Raw genomic sequence first — 20420 nt, forward strand, 5'->3', positions numbered from 1 at the left:
GAAAAGTTAGTCTTGATAAAAATGCTCAGGCAAACCGGGAACGTCAACGCGCACTTGCAGAAGGTGGCCGGACAGCGGATGTTGCGCGAGTTCTGATTCTGGACGATTCTTACTGACCGTCGTGATGTAGAGCGTGCGCAAATCATCGCCGCCGAACGCCATCATGGTCGGACAGCGAACCGGCAAGGCAATCTCTTGCAGGAACGTCCCGTCCGGTGCGAAACGGACCAGTCTGCCGCCCTCATACATGGCAGCCCAGTATGCACCTTCACTGTCGACGCCGCCGCCGTCAGGGCGCCCGCCATACTGATCGGTACGCTCCTTAGAAAAGGCATGGAACACGCGCTCATCGGAAATCGTACCGGTTTGCACATCATAGTCGTACGCAAAGATGCGGTGACTGGTTGTATCGCTGTGGTACATGGTGCGATTGTCGGGACTGAACGCAAGTCCATTAGACACGGTTGCACGCTTGCCACTGTCGTGAAGAACATTTTCTTGTACGCGATATAACGCCGCGTTGGCCTGGTCGCGTGGTTCGTAGATCGCGCCGACCCAGAATCGTCCCGCAGCATCAACTCTGCCATCGTTGAAGCGTGTGGTTGCGGGGTCATAAGGTGGTGGTGCCTGCATGGTCAAGACACCGGTGGACGTATCCAGAAAGGCAAGTCCGGAGCGCAGCGCAACCAGCAAGCCACCGCCGGCACGTAGTGCAATGCAACCTGGTTCGGTCGGCATTTTCCATTGCGTATGCGCGTTTTCGGCGGGGGAAAAGCGATGCACAGCACAACCATCGATATCAACCCAGTACAGTACGGATTCTTTGGGATGCCAAAGTGGGCACTCGCCCAGTTGCATGCGTACGTCCAGCGCAGATTGGCAGTTTTCCATCATCAGATTTGCCTTTTCAAAGTGGAATGCCCATTATGCAGGCAAAATATCGTTCTATATTCTCTTCAAGGAGTCGGAAGTGACGCAGTCTGCAGTGCCTCAAGCCAAACCAACGATCGCCTTTCTCGGTATCGGTCTCATGGGAAAACCCATGGCAACCCGATTATTGCAGGCGGGATATGCCGTCACAGTGTGGAATCGCACACGTGCCAAGTCGGAAGAACTGCTGGCGTCTGGCGCACAGGTTGCCGATCAGCCCGCTGAGGCGGTGCGTCAGGCGGATATTGTGATCACCATGCTGGAGGCTGGCCCTGTCGTTGCCCAGGTGGTGAATGCGGCGCTAACCGGCTTGCGTACAGGTACGCTGTTGATCGACATGAGCTCCACGCGACAGTCAGAGGCGCAGGACATGCACGCCTTGCTGGCGGCATCAGGTGTGCGTTTCATCGATGCACCGGTGTCGGGTGGGGTAGTCGGTGCGCAGGCGGGTACATTGGCAATCATGGCAGGTGGTAGTGCGGACGATTTTGCTGACGCGGAAGCCGTATTGCGTGTCATGGGGCGACCGACACTGGTTGGCCCGGCAGGCTGCGGCCAGATTGCAAAACTGTGCAATCAGCTTATCGTCGGCGGGACATTGAATATCGTGGCGGAAGCCTTGTTGCTGGCGCAGGCGGGTGGTGCAGATCCGGCGGCAGTCCGCACGGCGATTCGTGGCGGTTTTGCAGAAAGCCGTATTCTGGAAGTGCATGGGCAACGCATGCTTGAGCGCAACTTCATGCCGGGTGGTCAAGTCATGAGCCAGCACAAGGATCTGGAAAACGTTCTGATTGCCGCCGGTAATGCAGGATTGCGTTTGCCGGTAACGGAGCTGGTGACACGGCATTACCAGTCTTTGATGCCCGTCGCGCCGCGTGCTGATCAGTGTGCCGTCCTGCTCGCACTCGAAAAAGAAAATGAAGGCTTGCGTCTGGGTACGGCCCCTGATCAGTTACCTGCACAAGGCTGACGGATTGAAGTGGATCGACGATTGTCTTACAATGTACGCAGGCATGACAGGATGCCTGTTCTCGCAAAAGCCGATGCACCTGTTGTTTTCAACTCACGTTTCATCCATCTGGACGAACCGCAACGTTAAACTTTTGATGTCGTAGCGAGAGACGATGATCTGAAAGGAAACGTCATGTGGTCAACCACACCTCCCGTCATTGATTGCAGTCGCTACGGACTGAACAAGGCTCCTGAGAACACCACCTTCTTGCGTCGGTATGCGCGGCAGCTTTTGCGCGATATCCGGCAAGCGCCTGCTTCACGCGCATTACCCGTGCTGCGACGTCTGATCACCCAGAAAGTCACGCCAGAACTGTTATTGCAGGATCTGTATGCCGTGCGGGATTCGATCCAGCTCAAACACGTCTTGCACATGCTGGCACGAGAGCTGGGTTATCCGGCATGGGAGCGATGCAAGATGGAGATTGATCGGCAGCCGGTCAGCATGCTGGATCGATATCGCCTTGATATGGGGATGTATGCCGATTATCAGCAGAACTGGTTTGCCAATCGTGCGAGCGCGGATGCCTGGCAGGCAGAGCATGGGGGTTATCTGATTCAGTACGGCCAGCAAGTGGTCGCCGTACTGCAATAGGAGGAAAGCGCGCTGTAATTTGACGTACAGCGCGCTTCAACTACCTGCGGGCAAGCCACGCTTCGGCAAGGCGTACCCAATAGGTTGCGCCGATCGGCAGCAAATCATCATTGAAGTCATAGCTTGGATTGTGCAGATTGCATGGGCCAAGACCATGCCCCGCCATTCGATGATCTCCTTCGCCATTACCGATGAAAACGTAACAGCCCGGCTTTTCCTGCAGCATGAAAGCAAAGTCTTCCGCACCCATCGTTGGTTCGACGTGAATATCGACGTTTTCGGTGCCAACGACATCCTGCATGATCTGCGCGGCAAATGCGGTTTCCGCTTCATGGTTAATGAGCGGCGGATAGTTGCGTTTGAAATGAAACTCGACAGTCGCATCGAATGCCTGTGCCGTATGCTCTGCAATCTGACGCATGCGCTCTTCGATCAGATCAAGACTACGCAGATTGAATGTCCGTACCGTGCCGATAAGGCGTGCATCATCGGGAATCACATTCGTCGCGCTCCCACCATGAATCTGGGTAATCGATAAAACCGCAGCATCCAGCGGATTACGATTGCGCGTAATGATGGTTTGCCAGCTTTGCGCGATCTGGACGGCAACCATCACCGGATCAATGCCTTTATGTGGCTGTGCGGCGTGACAGCCTTTACCGTTCACGATCACTTCAAACTCGTTGCTGGACGCCATCATTGCACCCGCAGTGACGCCAAACTGGCCAACAGGTATGCCAGGCCAGTTATGCATGCCAAAAACAGCATCCATGTTGAACTGTTTGAACAGGCCGTCGTCCATCATGCGCTTGGCTCCGCCGCCGCCTTCTTCCGCTGGCTGGAAGATCAGATAGATCGTGCCATCAAAGTTGCGATGCTGTGCCAGATAGTGTGCTGCGCCCAGCAACATGGCTGTGTGGCCATCGTGCCCGCAGGCATGCATTTTCCCGTCATTTTTTGAGGTATGCGGAAAAGTGTTGATTTCCTGCATTGGCAACGCATCCATATCGGCGCGCAGTCCAATGGCGCGACCACTGCCGCCGTTCTTGAGGATGCCGACCACGCCTGTGACGCCAAGACCGCGGACAATCGGAATGCCCCATTCCGTCAGTTTGTTCGCTACCAGCTCCGCTGTATCGTGCTCCTCAAAACACAGTTCGGGATGCGCGTGGATGGTGCGTCGGATCGTTTGCAATTCGGTCTGGAACTCAAGGATGGGATCGATCAGATTCATGAATTTTCCGTCTATCTTGCAATCACCTGCATGTGCGGCGAATGATCCGTACATGAGGTTGCGATTGGGCATGGCAGGTATCTCGTTATGGTACGTCAAAACGGGAAGGGCAGCAGACAAGCGCCTTCGTTTATTCATGGGAGGTGAGCGGAAGAATGCATGCAAAATACTTGCGTTTGACAGATTCGACCGATAGCATCTTCCCACAAGGTCAGGATTGATACAGGGCTGCACGGCCAATAATAAGACGCATGCGAGGTGGTGGAGATGAACAAGTTATGGTTGCAGTCGTATCCGCAGGGTGTGCCGGCGGAGATTGACTATAGACAATACGATTCTCTGGTGCAGTTGCTGGAAGAGACATTCAGCAAGTATGCCGATCGTAACGCCTACGTATGCATGGACAAGTTTTTGACCTATCGCGAGGTCGACCGCTATTCCGAATACGTCGCGGCATGGTTGCAAAGCAGCGGCCTGCCTAAAGGCGCGCGCGTGGCATTGATGATGCCCAACATTCTGCAGTATCCGATTGCACTGGCAGCTGTCCTGCGCGCCGGCTATGTGGTGGTGAACGTCAATCCCTTGTACAAACCGCGTGAGCTGCAACATCAGCTGATTGATTCCGGTGCGGAAGCCATCATCATTCTGGAAAATTTTGCGGCGACGCTGGCACAGGTCATCGACAGCACGCAGGTCAAGCATGTGGTCGTGACCAGTATGGGTGACATGCTGGGCGGACTGAAGGGAAGTATTGTCAATCTGGTTGTGCGCCATGTAAAAAAAATGGTGCCAGCCTTTTCGCTGCCACGTGCGACCTCCTTCAAGCAGATACTGCAACAAGGCAGCAGCATGTCGTTGCAGAAGCCGGAATTGCATCGCGAAGACATTGCGTTTCTTCAGTACACGGGCGGAACGACAGGCACGGCCAAGGGGGCGGTGCTCACTCATCGCAACATCATCGCCAATGTGTTGCAGAATGAGGCGTGGATCATGCCCGTGTTGCGCAAGCAACCGGCTGACAAGGCACTCAACTTTGTTTGTGCCTTGCCGCTATATCACATCTTCGCCCTGACGGTCTGTTGCATCACGGGCTTGCGTCTGGGCAGCATGAATATCCTGATTCCCAATCCGCGTGACATCAAGGGTCTGATCAAGGAGCTCAAGAAATACAAATTCCATCTGCTGCCCGCAGTGAATACCTTGTACAACGGCTTGCTCAATCATCCCGATTTCAAGACGGTCGATTTTTCAGAGCTATTGCTATGCAATGGCGGTGGCATGATGATGCAGAAGGTCGTCAGTGAACGCTGGCGCGAAGCAACCGGCGTCTCCATCATCGAAGGTTACGGTTTGTCGGAGACATCGCCGGTGGTCACTGCCAATCCCGTCGATCTGACTGAGTTTTCCGGCACGATCGGTGTGCCAGTGCCATCGACGGACGTGCGTATCATCGATAACAATGATATCGACGTGATGGTCGGATTGCCTGGTGAAATTGCGATTCGCGGTCCGCAAGTGATGGCTGGTTATTGGAACAATCCGGTTGAAACATCGATGTCGATGACAAGTGATGGTTTCTTCAAATCGGGCGACATCGGCATCATGGACGAGCGCGGCTACATCAAGATTGTTGATCGCAAGAAGGACATGATTCTGGTATCCGGCTTCAATGTCTATCCAAGCGAGATCGAAGGTGTGATTGCAGCGCATCCAGGCGTACTCGAATGTGCCTGCATCGGCGTGCCCGATCCGCATACCGGCGAAGCGGTCAAACTGTTTGTCGTCAAGCGTGATCCTGATCTAACGGAAGAAGTCCTGCTGCAATACTGCCGCGAACAATTCACCGGTTACAAAAAACCGAAGAGCATCGAATTCCGTACCGAACTGCCCAAGACCAACGTCGGAAAAATTCTGCGTCGCGAATTGCGTGACGAGGTGCGTGCGCCAGTCTGACTATGGACGTGCGTGCTCAGTTCGTGACGGAGTCGATATGCGGCAGGAGGCGTGGTCGGCGCTGGTCGTCTGTTGCAACATAAGTGAGGGTCGCTTCCGTCACTTTGACGATATCGGTTTCAAGCTGGCTGCGTTCCGCATAGCATTCAACATTGACAGTGATCGAGGTTCTCCCTGCCTTTACGATGTCAGCGTAGATCGATAGCAGATCGCCGACAAACACCGGTTGCTTGAAGAGGAAGGAATTGACCGCAACGGTAACAACGCGGCCGTTGGCGCGACGTGTCGCACAGACGGCGCCAGCCAGATCGACCTGTGACATGATCCATCCGCCAAAGACATCGCCATGCATATTGGCATCGCTGGGCATGGCGACGACGCGCATCTGGGGAATTTTTCCTTGCGGAAGATTGGTGTGGTGTTCGCTTGGCATGCTGTCTCCGGTGGGAAAAATCACGAGCCGCTACAATTCGGCTTCCGCAGAATAAACCATTCGCCAATAGTTCGCCGTATGCGCCGAAATTCTTCTACCGAGCCCAGTTTGCCTCCGCATGAGGGGCGCAATGACTGGGCGGCACTCGCCACCCTTCTTCCCTATCTTTGGACATACAAATGGCGCATCGGTCTGGCGCTGGTGTGTCTGATTGCCGCCAAGATGGCGAATGTCGGCGTTCCGCTCGTTCTCAAGAATCTGATTGACAGTCTGACGCTGCCAACTGGCAGCATGCAGGCAATGCTGGTTTTGCCGGTGGGGATACTGATTGCCTATGGCGTGTTGCGGCTATCGACGACGCTGCTTACGGAATTGCGGGAGTATCTGTTTGCGCGCGTCACGCAACGGGCCGTGCGCACCATTGCACTCAAGGTTTTCCAGCACTTGCACGCCTTGTCGATGCGTTTCCATCTGAATCGCCAGACCGGCGGCATGACGCGTGACATCGAGCGTGGTACGCGGGGCATATCGTCTCTCGTGTCGTATACCTTGTTCAGTATTCTGCCGACTTTGGTGGAAATTACCTTGGTGCTGGTGTATCTGGCCTTGCACTACGACATCTGGTTTACGTTGATCACGCTGGGCGCATTGATCAGTTATGTGATTTTTACCATTGTCGTGACGGAATGGCGTACGCACTTTCGTCGCACCATGAATGATCTGGATTCCAAAGCCAGTACGCGTGCGATTGACTCGCTGATCAATTACGAGACGGTCAAGTACTTTGGCAACGAGGAGTACGAAGCCAGGCGTTACGACGAAGGCTTGCAGCGTTACGAGCGAGCCGCTGTCAAATCGCAGTCATCGCTATCGCTGTTGAATACGGGCCAGTCGAGCATCATCGCGCTTGCCGTGACGCTGATTCTGTGGCGTGCGACACAACAGGTGATTGATGGTCGCATGACGCTGGGCGATCTGGTGCTGGTGAATGCCTTCATGATCCAGCTTTATATTCCGCTCAATTTTCTGGGTGTGATTTATCGCGAAATCAAGCAGAGCATGGCGGATATGGAGAGACTGTTTTCCTTGCTCGAGCAGAACAAGGAAATTGCCGATGCGGAGAATGCGACGCCGCTGCAAACGCGTGGCGCAGAGATTGCATTCTCACACGTGGACTTTGGCTACGAAAGCAATCGGCAGATTCTGCATGATGTCGATTTCACGATCGCGGCAGGAACAACGACGGCCGTGGTCGGACACAGTGGCTCAGGTAAATCCACATTGTCGCGCCTGTTGTTTCGTTTCTACGATGTCAATGCCGGCAGCATCATGATCGATGGCCAGGATATCCGCACGGTGTCGCAGCAGTCCTTGCGTCAGGCGATTGGTATCGTGCCGCAGGATACGGTTCTGTTTAACGATACGATCGAATACAACATTGCCTACGGACGTCCCGGTGCGCAGCGCAGCGACATTGTTGCCGCTGCAAAATCGGCTTACATTCACGATTTCATCGAGTCGCTTCCCAATGGCTATGACACGATGGTCGGCGAGCGTGGCCTCAAACTGTCCGGTGGCGAGAAGCAACGTGTGGCGATTGCGCGTACCTTGCTCAAGCAGCCCGCCATCCTGATCTTTGATGAGGCCACATCGGCGCTGGATACGCATGCAGAGCAGGCGATCCAGTCGCAACTCAAGGAGATTGCGCGGGACCGGACCACCTTGGTGATTGCCCATCGGCTCTCTACAATTGTCGATGCGGCGCAGATTTTGGTACTGGAGCACGGACGTATCATCGAGCGCGGTACGCATGTGCAGTTGCTTGCCGCGAATGGCACATATGCCAGTATGTGGCGACATCAGATCCAGCAACGCGTGGCGGAAGAAGCATTGGCGGCGGAGCCTGATTTGCTGGACACAGTGGCTGAAACCGGGAATTCTGTGTTACGCTAGACGAGAGGAGGCACGTCCATCGCGCGTGCACGGAACCGAATCAGGAAAACACGTTCTATGAAGAAAGCCTGCACTAGAAACGTTTCTGTTTCTTGCATGGCCTGGAAATTGCACAAGGATACATATTCAGAATAAAGCAGTAGCCATCATTCCTCGAGGAGCGTGTATGAACTGGATGAAGTGGTGTGGCGTGTGGGCAGGCGCCATCGCCTGTGCCGGCACAATGCAAGTCGCGCAGGCGCAGGTGCCGGAGCTGACCGGCACGCTCAAGAAGATCAACGCAACCGGCACGCTAGCCATCGGTTATCGCGAAACCTCCATTCCGTTTTCCTATCTCGACAATCGTGCCGAACCGATCGGTTATGCGATTGATCTGTGCATGAAGATTGTGGATCAGGTCAAACTGACTCTGAATCGCCCCGATCTGAAAATCCGTATGTTGCCAGTAACATCCAGCAATCGTATTCCCCTGCTGCGGAATGGCACCATCGATCTGGAGTGCGGCTCCACCACCAACTCCAAGGTACGTCAAAAGCAGGTTGCGTTTGGCCCCACCTATTTTCTTGTGAATATCCGTGCAGCCGTTAAGAAATCATCCGGCATCGAGACCTTGGCGCAGCTGGATAATCGCGCCGTGGCGGCAACCTCCGGCACCACATCGGTGGCATTGCTGCGTGCACATCAACGTGGCAAGGAAATGCGCCTGAAGGAGATCTACGGCAAGGATCACGCGGAATCTTTCTTGCTGATGGCAGAGGACCGCGCATCCGCTTTCGTCATCGATGACATTCTTCTGGCAGGGCAGATTGCCAATGCCAAGAAGCCTGAGCTTTACAGGATTCTGCCGGAATCTTTGCGGCAGGAGCCTTACAGCATGATGCTGCGTCGTGATGATCCGCAATTCAAGGCCCTGGTCGACAAGGCGGTAGGCGACGTCATGCGTTCTGGCGAAATCTACGCCTTGTATGACAAATGGTTTGTACAGCCGATTCCACCACGTCGACTCAATTTGCATTTTCCCTTGACGGATGCATTGCGTGAACAGTTTCAGCATCCGAACGATGAAGGGGTTTGATATGCGTTGTATTCCGATTGCATTTGCATGGCAGGTCAGAGAGGGAGGTCGCGCATCATGGAGCTAGGCATTTTCTTTCAGCCAATGGGTGAGGGTGACCCGACCTGGGGCGTCATGCTGCTTTCAGGACTGGGGTGGACACTAGCCGTGGCGGCGCTGGCCTGGATCATGGCGTTTGTGCTGGGTTCGCTTATCGGTATTGCACGCACCACAGACAAGCGCTGGCTGGTGATGCTGGGCGGTGCCTATGTTGAACTGTTCCGTAACATTCCCTTGCTCGTGCAGTTCTTCGTCTGGTACTTCGTCGTTCCCGGAGTGATTCCAGCGGTCAAGAATATCGTCATCGAACTCGATCCGATTACGCATCAGTTCGTTACTGCCGTCCTCTGTCTGGGCTTCTTTACGGCAGCGCGGATTGCCGAGCAGGTGCGTTCCGGCATAGAGACATTGCCGCGTGGGCAGCGCAACGCCGGTTATGCGTTGGGACTGACGCAGATGCAAACGTATCGCTATGTGTTGTTGCCGATGGCGTATCGCATGATTATTCCGCCGATGACCTCCGAGCTGATGAATCTGATCAAGAACACGGCGGTTGCCTATTCCATTGGTTTGGTTGAGCTCTTCTTCCGTACACGTGAAATGGGCGAAACGACATTCCGCTATTTCGAAGCCTTCGCTGCCGCCACGCTGATGTATCTGGTTATCGCCTTGCTGGCCAACCGCCTGATGGCTTTGGTGGAAAGACGATTGGCGATTCCGGGACAGGCCGCGGGAGGTCGCCATGTTTGATTTTGACTTTGCTGTCATCGCCGATAGCTGGCCTTTGCTGCTGCTGGGGTTGCAATACACGATTCAGTTGACGGTGGTGGCAACGATTGGCGGTGTGTTGTTCGGTACCTTGCTGGCATTGGCGCGGCTTTCCAGTAACCGTACGTTGTCGATGCTGGCGGGTGGTTACGTCAATGTGATGCGATCGATTCCGCTATTGCTGGTGATCTTCTGGTTCTATTTTCTGTTTCCGTTAGGGATGCAGTGGATAACAGGATCGGAGTGGCCGATTGCAATTGGTGCCGATCGTTCTGCCTATATCACCTTCATTCTTTTCGAAGCCGCTTACTTCTGCGAAATCATGCGCGCTGGTATTCAGAGCGTGCCGAGAGGGCAGGTGAATGCAGGTTATGCGCTGGGTTTGAATTACGGACAGTCGATGCGCCTGATCGTCTTGCCGCAGGCGTGGCGTAACGTGCTGCCCTTGTTGCTCACGCAAACCATCATTCTGTTTCAGGACGTCTCGCTGGTGTCGCTGCTCAACGTCACAGATTTTGTCGGTGCAGCTGTCAAGATTGCACAGCGCGACAGCCGTGTGGTGGAGATGTATCTGTTCATCGCTGTTTTCTACTTTTTCATGAGTCTGGGTTTGTCCATGATCGTCAAGCAGATTCAGAAACGCACGGCCATCATTCGCTAGCCAGACCTAATTGCAACCGGAGGAGCAAGTCATGATCGAAATGGAAAACGTCAGCAAGTGGTACGGCAATTTTCAGGTGCTGACCGATTGCACAACGCAGGTCGCCAAAGGGGATGTGGTGGTCGTGTGCGGTCCATCCGGTTCGGGAAAATCGACGTTGATCAAGACCGTGAACGGACTGGAGCCATTTCAAAAAGGACGTATCACGGTGGATGGCACCGTCGTCGGTGCACCGGAAACGAATATGTCAAAACTGCGCTCGCGGATTGGCATGGTGTTTCAGAATTTTGAGCTGTTCCCGCATCTTTCTATTCGCCAGAATCTGACGCTGGGCCAGGTCAAGGTACTTGGCCGGAGTGAAGAAGAAGCGGCAGAGCGCGGCCTCAAGTATCTGGATCGTGTGGGTTTGCTGGCGCACAAGGATAAGTTTCCCGGGCAATTGTCCGGCGGTCAGCAACAACGTGTTGCGATTGCACGCGCGTTGTCGATGGATCCGATGGCGATGCTGTTTGATGAGCCAACGTCTGCACTTGATCCTGAAATGATCAATGAAGTGTTGGATGTCATGGTCGGCCTCGCGCAGGAAGGCATGACCATGATGGTGGTTACCCATGAAATGGGATTTGCGCGAAAAGTTGCCAATCGTGTCATTTTCATGGACAAGGGGGCCATCATTGAAGATTGCACCAAGGATGAATTTTTCGGCAGCGCGCGCTCCGAACGTGCGCAAGATTTCCTGGCCAAAATCCTGCATTGATCATCGCCACTGGCATCCGGCCAATCGAGTCGGAATTCGTCGTCCGAACAGGTAAAATGGCGGGGTTCAAAGAAAGACCTCGCCATGACCACACATTCCGCATCCGATACCGCAAGCAAGCAACCTTCTCAACTCACGATCACCCGTCCCGACGACTGGCATCTGCATCTGCGCGATGGCGCAGCGCTTGCCGCGGTACTGCCGGACACAGCGCGCCAGTTCGCGCGCGCGATCGTGATGCCGAATCTCAAGCCACCTGTTACGACGACCGAGCAAGCCGTTGCCTATCGCGCGCGCATTCTTGCCGCCTTGCCGGCTGGTATGCAGTTCGAGCCGTTGATGACGCTGTATCTGACTGATAACACGCCACCGGAAGAAATCGTGCGCGCCAAGGAAAGCGGTGTTGTCCATGCCGTAAAGCTGTATCCGGCCGGCGCGACGACCAATTCGGATGCAGGTGTCAGCAGTCTGTCCAAATGCATGAAGACGCTGGAAATGATGCAGAAGGTTGGCATGCCTTTCCTCGTGCATGGCGAAGTCACCGATCCGGGCATTGATCTGTTTGATCGCGAGGCGGAATTCATCGAGCGTGTGATGAAGCCGTTGCGTCGCGACATGCCGGAACTCAAAGTCGTGTTCGAACACATCACCACCAAGGATGCTGCCGAGTATGTGGCGGCAGCGGATCAGTATGTGGCTGCCACGATTACACCGCAGCATCTGCTGTACAACCGCAACGAGATTTTCAAAGGCGGCATTCGCCCGCATTACTACTGCCTGCCTGTTCTCAAGCGCGAGGTGCATCGTCAGGCACTGGTTGCTGCAGCAACCTCGGGCAGCAGCAAGTTTTTCCTTGGCACGGATTCGGCGCCGCATCCGAAAGGCATGAAGGAGCACGCGTGCGGTTGCGCTGGCTGCTATACCGCACTGCATGCACTGGAGCTGTATGCAGAAGCCTTTGATCGCGTCAATGCACTGGACAAGCTGGAAGGATTTGCCAGCTTCCACGGGCCAGATTTTTACAATCTGCCGCGTAACACGGCAACGGTGACCTTGCGTCGCGAGACGTGGGAAATTCCGGCAGAGCTGCCGATGGGTAATAACACACTGGTGCCGCTGGCGGCCGGTGAGACGATGGGATGGAAGTTCGTCTGATCGTTTGCGTGTGAACGTGGTTTATCCGTTTTTCTCTGCATGACATCATCCTGCCTTGCACAGATCGACTGGTCACGTCCGTGGCTGGCTTCCGTGCGCCCCACGGGCGAAGCGTTGGCGCAATCCGCGAACTGGCGTCACGCCTGTAACGCGCGCATGCAGGCCATGGCCTTGCGTAATCATCGTGGGTTGATGCTGCAATGTGTGCCGCAAGAGGCGTTACCGCAGGGTATGGCTTATGAACAGTTCATCAGCGATACCGGCAACATTCCGACTCGCGATAACCTGCATGACTTCTTCAATGCTTTGGTCTGGTTGCATTATCCGAAGATCAAGGTGCAGCTCAATCGTTTGCAGGCGCAGGAGATTGCGCGTGCCGGGCCGGACGCGCCGCGTGGCAGTGTCCGCGATGCTGCCACCATCTTCGATGAAAATGCAGTGCTGCTGGTGACAGACAAGCCGATATTCATCGATGCGCTACGAGCGCATGCATGGCAACAACTGTTTGTGAAAGCGCGTGCCGACTTTGAGCAGCACTGTCACCCCTTGCTGTTTGGTCATGCGCTGATGGAGAAACTGGTGGCGCCACGCAAGCCAATCACCGGTCATATCTGGTTTGTCGCCTTGCCGGCTTCGGCCAGCGCTGGCGAGATAGATGCGTATGTTGCAGCGCAGCTGGCGAGAGGATTATCGACGGCGGATTTTTCTCCACTCCCTGTTCTGGGGGTGCCCGGCTGGTGGCCTGAGCAGAACGAGGATTTCTACGCGGACGTTAGCGTCTTCCGCCCCAAGCGAAGCGAAAGACGCTGAATGGTCAGGTTGTTGTGACGAGAGATTATCTTGTGCTGTTGGCCGTCATGGTGCCTGGCACCATATCGCCCGAAGCAAACCGCACATCGATCTCTGCCTGTAGCAGTTCTTCCGTCAGATCGAGATAAACGATTTCCTTTTCAGAGATCGATTGAATCGAATCGATCAATTCCAGTATGGAGCCTTTGCCAAGACTGTATGAGTCCTGTGCCATCTGGTTCAGGTCTGGCAGAAGATCGAGTGCGTCGTGGCGGAAGCGTTGTGTCAGTGCAATGCGTTGCGAAAGTAACGCGGTGGCGCGCCGCAGTTCATTCTGCGCGTTACGGATCACGGCTTCACGTCGTAGCGATGCTTCTCTGGCCTGCGCCTGTGCTTTGGCAACCTGTCCCTGACGGCGATCAAACAAGGGGATTTCGACCGATACGCCGATCACGGTATGACGGCCTTCGCTATCACGCAATTTACCGACACCGAAGGCAGGTGTCGGCCATGCTTCGCGCTTTTCCACTTCGATCATTTTGTCCGCCAATGCCTGCTCGGCGATGGCTGCGCGTACGGCAGGCAGATTGTCCTTTGCATGCAACCATAGCGAATCAAAGGTCGCTTGCGTCAGTGTCGGTTGCAGTGTGCCGACCGCAATCGGATTCCAGCCCGGCGCACCCACCGCTTCGATGACACGGGCGGTTGCATCGCTTAACGCAGAACGTGCCTGCGCGGCCTGCATGCGGATATTGGCGAACTCAATATCCATGCGCGCCTTATCGTAACGGCTGCGTGTGCCGGCTTCTACCTGGCCGACCACGATGCGATGCGCCTGTTCCATCTGCTTTTCCGCCTTTTCACGGCGCATCAGCTTTTCCTGTGCGACGAGCAAGGTAATAAAGTCATGTGCGGCATCGCGCAAGGACATTGCCTTGGCTGACGTGACACGCGCACTGGTCGCATCCACGCCTAGGCGAGCACCTTCCATGCGCAAGCCGCGCTGGCCGAAGATCGGGATTGGCTGCTCAACAACCGCTTCCTTTTCGTTTGGCTTTCTGCCGTAACTGACAACAGGATTTGGAAAGGCTGAAGCAGCTTGGAGATCGCCTTGTGCCGCATCAATCTGCAGACGGTCTGCCTGCAGGGAAGGATTGTTGCGTTCCACGATCTGCAGGAAGGCATCAAGCGCAACGCGTTGCGGCAGGATTTCGCCCGACATGGTTTGTGACCAGGCAGGCACCACAGCACATGCAGCAAGCAGAATGGTGACGCCGCGCATGGTATGACGCATCTTAATTTTGTGTGGCCAGCGCATCACGCTCCTCCCACGTCATCATGGTCCGTGGACCAAAGAAGTAATAAAAAATCGGCAGAATGAAGAGCGCAACCAACGGCAGGATCGCCATGCCGCCGACAATGACGGAGGCAAATGGACGCTGCGTTTCGCTGCCCACGCCAGTAGACAGTGCCATCGGCAACAGACCAAGCAGGCCAAGCAACGTCACAAGCAGCACCGAATGCATGCGTTCTGCCATGCCTTCAATCAGTGCCTGTAGCATCGGCATGCCGCCGCGACGCATGTCCTCAACCGCGCTGAGCACCAGCAGGCCAACCAGCGCCACCTGACCAAGCAGAGCAATGAAGCCGATCGCCGCGCTGATGGATAGCGCAATGCCCGTCAGGTGCAGTGCAACGATGCCGCCCACCATGGCAAACGGTGCGGTCAGCAAAATGATGCCGGCGCTACGCGCACTGCCCAGCGCGCTGAACAGCAAGGCAAACACGATGACCAGCGAGAGGGGAATCACGATCTTCAAGCGGGATGCGGCACGTTGCTGATTTTCCCATTCGCCGCCCCACTGCGCGACGTAGCCTTCAGGCAGCTTCACGGTTTGCTTGAACGCGGCCAGCGAATCCTTGACGACGGAGCCGATATCGCGGCCATCAACGTTGAATTTGAGCGCCATGTAACGCGCATTGCCTTCGCGGAAAATCGAGGAATTGCCGATCTTGAAGCCGATCGTGGCAACGGCGTACAGTGGCACCGCCTTGCCGCTCGGTGTCGGAATGGTGATCTCACGGATACGTGCTTCATCCATGCGATCGGCATAAGGCAGACGTACGCGTAAGGGGACACCATATTCGCCTTCCCACAAGGTGGTAACGACACGTCCGGCGATTGCAACTTCGACCGCGGTTTCTGCTTCTTCCATCGAGACGCCAAAACGGGCAAGCTGCTGACGATCAAATTCGATGTGCAATTGCGGTGCCGGGGCGTCACGATAAAGATCCAGATCAACGACGCCTTCGATCGGCTGCAGTGCAAGTTTGGTCTGCTGCAGGATGGAGCGTAGTGTCGGGATGTCTGGTCCGTAGAGTTTCAGAACCACGTGACCACGCGCTCCGGAAGTCGCTTCTTCCACACTGTCGCGAATCGGTTGGGCAAAGTTGAATGCCACACCGGGAATTTCGCTCAGTGAGGCACGCATCTCGCCGATCAGGTCGCGTTTGGTAAGGCCGGCACGCCATTCCTTGTGCGGTTTGAGGCGAACCAGAACCTTGGCCAGATTCAAGGTCTCGTTATCGGTACCGGATTCAGGCCGACCTTGCTCGCTGGTGACGCTATTGGTTTCCGGAAACGCACGCAGGCGGCGGCGCACATCTGCCAATACTTCCTGCCCCTTCTCAAGCGAAATGGAAGGCGCCATTTGTACCAGTACATACGCGTCGCCTTCGTCCAGTTCGGGCAAAAATTCGGTGCCGAGAAACCTGGCGGAACCAAGGGCAATCACGAGGACACCGATAGATACACCAATCACAATCCAGCGTTCACGCGCAGTTTGCAACAGCCGACTCAGGCGGTCGTGATACACGTGGTGCATCTTGGTGAAAACCTTGGGTTCTGGAATGTTGACGTGCTTGGGCTTGAGCAACAGCGCACACAACGCCGGTACCAGCACCAGCGCAAATACCAGTGCGCCAAGCAGCGCGAAGCTGTATGTCATGGCGAGGGGGCGGAAGATGCGGCCTTCCACGCTCTCTAGCGAAAACACCGGAATCAATGCGGCGATAATGATTGCCATTGCAAACAAGGTGGGACGACCGACTGCGACGGCAGAATCGATGATGATGTTGTACATATCAGAACGATTCTGTGGCTGTCTCTGCCGTGCATTGCGAATGATGTTTTCGGTGAGTACCACCGCGCCGTCAACCATGATGCCGAAGTCGATTGCACCCATGGAGATCAGATTGGCCGGCATGCCGATCAGATAAAGGCCAATAAACGCCACCAGCAACGAGAGCGGAATCACGGTTGCCACAATGAGCGAGCCACGCATGCTGCGCAGGAACAGCCAGAGGATGCCGATAATCAATGTGGCGCCGAACAACAGATTGTGTTGCACTGTCCCCAGCGTGTGACCGACCAGTACGGAACGGTCGTAACTTGGTTCCAGACGCATACCGGCAGGCAGCAAACCGCTATTCAGGTCGTCTACCTTCTTGTGAATTTGCGCGAGTACTTTGGATGGGTTTTCATCACGCTTGAGCAACACGATGCCTTGCACGATGTCGTTTTCGTCATCCATGCCGACCGAGCCCTGACGCGGCGTATGTGACTGCATCACGCGTGCGACATCACCAACCGTGATGGGTGAGCCGCGATTCTCACGAATCACGACAGCCGAGATATCGGCAGGGGATTTGAGTAAGCCGATGCCGCGAATGATTAGCGATTGCTCGCCGCGGCGCAACAAACCGCCACCGACATTCTTGTTTGATTTTGATAAGGCATCGACCACATCACCAAGCGTCAGCCCCAGGCCGGCTAGTTTGGCGGGACTCACCTCGATATGAAATTCCTTGACGAAGCCGCCAACGCTGACCACATCGGCAACGCCTTGTACTTGCTTGAGTACACGTGTGACGGTCCACTCTTGCTGCGTTCGCAGTTCGGCCAGTGTGTGGTGATCACTGTTCAGACGGTAGTAGTAAATTTTTCCGAGGGGCGTGTAGTCGGGTGCCATCTCCGGCACGACACCGTCGGGCAGATCGGCTTGCGGCAAGCGCTGCGTAACTTCAGAACGTGCACGGAAACTCTTGGTGTTGTCATCAAACACCAGGTTGATCATCGACAGACCGAAATAGCTTTCCGAGCGCAACGATTGCAGGCCCGGTGTGCCGTTCAGAACACGTTCGAGTGGCAACGTGATCTGACGCTCGACTTCTTCCGGCGCCAGACCTGGCGCCTGTGAAATGAGTCCGACCTGCACATTGGTGACGTCAGGATAGGCTTCGATTGCGGTATTGAGATAGGCAAAGATGCCGTAGGCACCGACTGCAGCCGTGAAGGCGAGTGCCACCAGTCGTCGGTGGACGACAAAGGAAATGAGAGCGCGCAGCATGGTGTTCTCTACAGAAGCTGGTTAGCGGCGCCATCGAGCAGCAGGCCACCCTTGACGACAATGCGATCGCCTGTTTTCAGGCCAGAAATTACCGAGATATACCCGCGCGACGGTGCGCCGAGGATCACATCGCGTGCTTCGAAACTGTTCTCGCCAACTTGTACGTAAACGATGGAGCGTCGTTCATCCTTGATCAGTACGGCGCTCAGAGGAATCACCATGCCAGCCTGCGCCGGGACTTCCAGACCGACACGTGCCAGCATGCCAGGACGCAGTTCCGGCAAGGGTTTGTCGCCATCGAGTGTGATGAAAACAGGTGCGCGACGCGTATCCGTGCTGAGTACTGCGCCAATGCGTTGCACGGTGCCGGTTGCCAGATAGGACATGGAGGACAGCTCGACCTGTGCACGTGTACCGACGCGCATGCCGGCTAGATCGCTTTCAAAGACGTCGGCAACGATCCAGACTGCCTTGGGATCGCCAACGATAAACAAGGGCTCTCCATCCGGTTCCACGGCGGCGCCGATGGTTGCATTCCGCGCCGCGATGACACCAGTGCGTGGCGAAGTGATGACGATGCGATCGTTATTGCCTTTGCCCATCAACGAAGCGGTGCGTTTGGCGCGTTGCAGTTCTTGTTCGGCTTCGCGCAATTGTGCTTCTGCTGCCAGACGATCTACCTGTGTGCCGACATTTTTTTCAAACATCATGCGTTGCCGCTTTGCTTCGGCAAAGGCGACGTCATAGGCAACCTCGGCCTTGCCGAGTTCGTAGCGGATACGCAAGGCGTCCGGACTGACAATGGTGACAAGTGCCGCACCTTGTTCGATGGTGTCGCCGACGTTGGCATGAATCTCAAGCACGCGCGCGGGAACCGAGGCGCTGACGGCCGTGACGCGGTCATCGCGAAAGGCGATGTGCGCGGGAGCCCACGCGGTTTGCGTGTCCTGCGTATCGCTGACGGTCTGGATCTCCAGCATCTTCATGGAGGCGGGTTGAATCTTCAGTCGACCGGGAACTTGAGAATGAACGGGAGCGGGTTTGGCTTCTGGTGCTGCTGCCTTTTCACTACAACCGGCAATGGTACCGGTAAGGCAGAGTGCGCCTAACAATGCGAGTGGGCGCGCAAATACAGGGTGAGGCATGTTTCATCTCCGAAAATCATCATTGCTGCTTGTCAGGTGCGGCGACGCAGTGTCACGGCGTAGCGCACCTAGTGATCGTGATGATCCGCAGTCTGTTCAAGGATGATAATCAGGGTCGAATGTATGTGTGATTACGGTTCGTTAATCTTCACGAAGTGTGGGATTTGAAATACATCTGTACCATCAGACCCGGTGATGTATTTTGATAAACAATTCGTCCACTATGCAGTTGTACGATTGCCATGATGCTTGCTACACCGAGGCCGTAACCGGGGCGCGTGCGATCAACACGATAGAAGTGACGGCCGATATGCGGTAAATCATCGTCAGGTATGCCCGGACCGTTGTCGTGTACCGAGATGATCGATTCATGTAGGTCGCTCATGGTGCTGACTTCCACTGTGGCGTTCTGGCCTGCATATTTGATGGCGTTGTCGATCAGGTTGGCTACTGCGCTGGCTAGCAAGTCACGGTCGCCGAGAATCATCGGCGTATCAGAAAAATGGACGTGCAAGCTTATGCCTTTTTCTTCCGCGACAGGCTCATAAAGCTCCATCACATCAGCCACCACGTCATTCAAGGCGATGGGCGCAAAGGCCTGGCGTCGTGTGCCGGATTCGACTTCGGCAATGTTCAGCATCTTGTCGAACATGATGCCGAGCTCTTCAATCTCACGCGTGGCAAAACGGAGCGTTTCTTCCCGTGCTTGTGGATCTTCTTGTCCGCTCTTGCGCAAGCGCAAAAGAATGCGTGTCAATGGTGTACGCAGATTGTGAGCGATGGTGTTGGAGACGTGACGCACGCCATCCATCAGGCGCTGCTGCTGATCCAGCATGTCGTTGATATCCATGTTCATACGCGAGAATTCGTCATTCTCCTCGGCGACAGGCAGGCGCTGCGACAGGTCGCCTTGCCGGACATGCGTCACCAGTTTCTGGATGCCGGCAATACGTAACTTGAGTTCGCGATGAAAGAGAAAGGCGCCGCCGATGGACATGATCAGTCCCAGCAGCCCGGCAATTAAGCCTGCTCGGTTGAACAGCGCTTCAATCTCAAGCTGGTGATTGATGTCACTGCCGACTAGCAGGCGGCTGCCATCGGAGAGTGTTTCGACTGCCATGCGGCCGCGTGCTTCCCTGCCGTTACGGATAACACGTGCTTCAGCCAGTCCTTTTCTGGTTTGCAATAACGGTGGGATTGCCGGAATGTTGCCGATGATCTTTTCACCTTCGGCGTTGACCAGCAAATAGATCTCGGTATCCGAATAAATGTCGTCACGGAAGTGATTGCGGATCTGTTTTACCAGTGCGGGTTGTCCATCCTGTGCATATTCTTCCAGAAGGCGGTTGGTGCTGGAGATAATCTGACGATCGATGCGGTTCTGCAAAACATTGACCGTCTGCATGTAGAAGATTGTGAACAGAATCAGCAGGGAGAGCACCAGCAGGACGCTGTAATTGAACGCCATGCGAAAGGCTGCGGAACTGCGTGGCTGGAATGACAGTTTCATCCG

Annotated in this window: 17 protein-coding genes; 10 read left to right on the plus strand and 7 right to left on the minus strand. The window is 55.3% G+C overall.

Annotated elements, in window-relative coordinates:
• Nucleotides 1-6: 6 nt before the first annotated feature.
• Nucleotides 7-894 carry an SMP-30/gluconolactonase/LRE family protein gene (locus IEV29_RS13985; RefSeq protein ID WP_188381945.1) on the minus strand — a complete coding sequence of 296 codons (888 nt, stop codon included), beginning with the start codon at nucleotides 892-894 and terminating at the stop codon, nucleotides 7-9.
• Between the two features lie 76 nt (nucleotides 895-970).
• Between IEV29_RS13985 and IEV29_RS13990 the strand changes: the two genes are divergently transcribed.
• Both IEV29_RS13990 and IEV29_RS13995 read left to right on the plus strand, forming a co-directional pair.
• Nucleotides 971-1900, plus strand: a complete 930-nt coding sequence (locus IEV29_RS13990) for an NAD(P)-dependent oxidoreductase (RefSeq protein ID WP_268234312.1) — start codon at nucleotides 971-973, stop codon at nucleotides 1898-1900.
• Between the two features lie 174 nt (nucleotides 1901-2074).
• On the plus strand, nucleotides 2075-2536 hold the full coding sequence (locus tag IEV29_RS13995) for a hypothetical protein (protein ID WP_188381947.1): 462 nt from the start codon (nucleotides 2075-2077) through the stop codon (nucleotides 2534-2536).
• Between the two features lie 40 nt (nucleotides 2537-2576).
• On the opposite strand, the gene IEV29_RS14000 is transcribed toward IEV29_RS13995, so the two are convergent.
• Complete coding sequence (locus IEV29_RS14000; RefSeq protein ID WP_188381948.1) at nucleotides 2577-3770, minus strand: M20 aminoacylase family protein; 1194 nt, start codon at nucleotides 3768-3770, stop codon at nucleotides 2577-2579.
• 267 nt (nucleotides 3771-4037) lie between these two features.
• On the opposite strand from IEV29_RS14000, the gene IEV29_RS14005 reads away from it, so the two are divergent.
• On the plus strand, nucleotides 4038-5723 hold the full coding sequence (locus tag IEV29_RS14005) for a long-chain-fatty-acid--CoA ligase (protein ID WP_188381949.1): 1686 nt from the start codon (nucleotides 4038-4040) through the stop codon (nucleotides 5721-5723).
• Nucleotides 5724-5739: 16 nt separating this feature from the next.
• On the opposite strand, the gene IEV29_RS14010 is transcribed toward IEV29_RS14005, so the two are convergent.
• Nucleotides 5740-6156, minus strand: a complete 417-nt coding sequence (locus tag IEV29_RS14010; protein ID WP_188381950.1) for an acyl-CoA thioesterase — start codon at nucleotides 6154-6156, stop codon at nucleotides 5740-5742.
• Between the two features lie 78 nt (nucleotides 6157-6234).
• On the opposite strand from IEV29_RS14010, the gene IEV29_RS14015 reads away from it, so the two are divergent.
• The 7 genes from IEV29_RS14015 (at nucleotide 6235) to IEV29_RS14045 (ending at nucleotide 13374) form a co-directional block, all read left to right on the plus strand.
• Nucleotides 6235-8109, plus strand: a complete 1875-nt coding sequence (locus IEV29_RS14015; RefSeq protein ID WP_188381951.1) for an ABCB family ABC transporter ATP-binding protein/permease — start codon at nucleotides 6235-6237, stop codon at nucleotides 8107-8109.
• A gap of 166 nt (nucleotides 8110-8275) precedes the next feature.
• Nucleotides 8276-9184, plus strand: coding sequence for a transporter substrate-binding domain-containing protein (locus tag IEV29_RS14020; RefSeq protein ID WP_308632733.1), 909 nt, complete (start codon nucleotides 8276-8278; stop codon nucleotides 9182-9184).
• 57 nt (nucleotides 9185-9241) lie between these two features.
• Complete coding sequence (locus IEV29_RS14025; protein ID WP_188381952.1) at nucleotides 9242-9973, plus strand: amino acid ABC transporter permease; 732 nt, start codon at nucleotides 9242-9244, stop codon at nucleotides 9971-9973.
• Complete coding sequence (locus IEV29_RS14030) at nucleotides 9966-10652, plus strand: amino acid ABC transporter permease (protein ID WP_188381953.1); 687 nt, start codon at nucleotides 9966-9968, stop codon at nucleotides 10650-10652. The genes IEV29_RS14025 and IEV29_RS14030 overlap by 8 nt, the downstream gene beginning before the upstream one ends.
• Nucleotides 10653-10683: 31 nt before the next feature.
• Nucleotides 10684-11409: an amino acid ABC transporter ATP-binding protein gene (locus tag IEV29_RS14035; RefSeq protein WP_188381954.1), complete on the plus strand. Its 726-nt coding sequence runs from the start codon at nucleotides 10684-10686 to the stop codon at nucleotides 11407-11409.
• 84 nt (nucleotides 11410-11493) lie between these two features.
• Nucleotides 11494-12564 carry a dihydroorotase gene (gene pyrC / locus IEV29_RS14040; RefSeq protein WP_188381955.1) on the plus strand — a complete coding sequence of 357 codons (1071 nt, stop codon included), beginning with the start codon at nucleotides 11494-11496 and terminating at the stop codon, nucleotides 12562-12564.
• Between the two features lie 39 nt (nucleotides 12565-12603).
• A complete protein-coding gene (locus IEV29_RS14045; protein ID WP_188381956.1) occupies nucleotides 12604-13374 on the plus strand; it encodes a DUF3025 domain-containing protein in 771 nt (256 codons plus the stop codon).
• 25 nt (nucleotides 13375-13399) lie between these two features.
• Here IEV29_RS14045 and IEV29_RS14050 read toward each other — a convergent pair whose 3' ends face one another.
• From IEV29_RS14050 to IEV29_RS14065, 4 genes are all read right to left on the minus strand, one after another.
• Complete coding sequence (locus tag IEV29_RS14050) at nucleotides 13400-14671, minus strand: TolC family protein (RefSeq protein WP_188381957.1); 1272 nt, start codon at nucleotides 14669-14671, stop codon at nucleotides 13400-13402.
• A complete protein-coding gene (locus IEV29_RS14055; protein ID WP_188381958.1) occupies nucleotides 14649-17762 on the minus strand; it encodes an efflux RND transporter permease subunit in 3114 nt (1037 codons plus the stop codon). The genes IEV29_RS14050 and IEV29_RS14055 overlap by 23 nt, the downstream gene beginning before the upstream one ends.
• 8 nt (nucleotides 17763-17770) lie before the next feature.
• The gene (locus IEV29_RS14060; protein ID WP_188381959.1) at nucleotides 17771-18907 is read right to left on the minus strand and encodes an efflux RND transporter periplasmic adaptor subunit; all 1137 of its coding nucleotides are present in this window, start codon (nucleotides 18905-18907) and stop codon (nucleotides 17771-17773) included.
• Between the two features lie 148 nt (nucleotides 18908-19055).
• The gene (locus IEV29_RS14065) at nucleotides 19056-20417 is read right to left on the minus strand and encodes a HAMP domain-containing sensor histidine kinase (protein ID WP_229726423.1); all 1362 of its coding nucleotides are present in this window, start codon (nucleotides 20415-20417) and stop codon (nucleotides 19056-19058) included.
• Nucleotides 20418-20420 lie beyond the last annotated feature (3 nt).

The sequence above is a fragment of the Oxalicibacterium faecigallinarum genome, assembly GCF_014635705.1.
GTDB classification, from domain to species: domain Bacteria; phylum Pseudomonadota; class Gammaproteobacteria; order Burkholderiales; family Burkholderiaceae_D; genus Oxalicibacterium; species Oxalicibacterium faecigallinarum.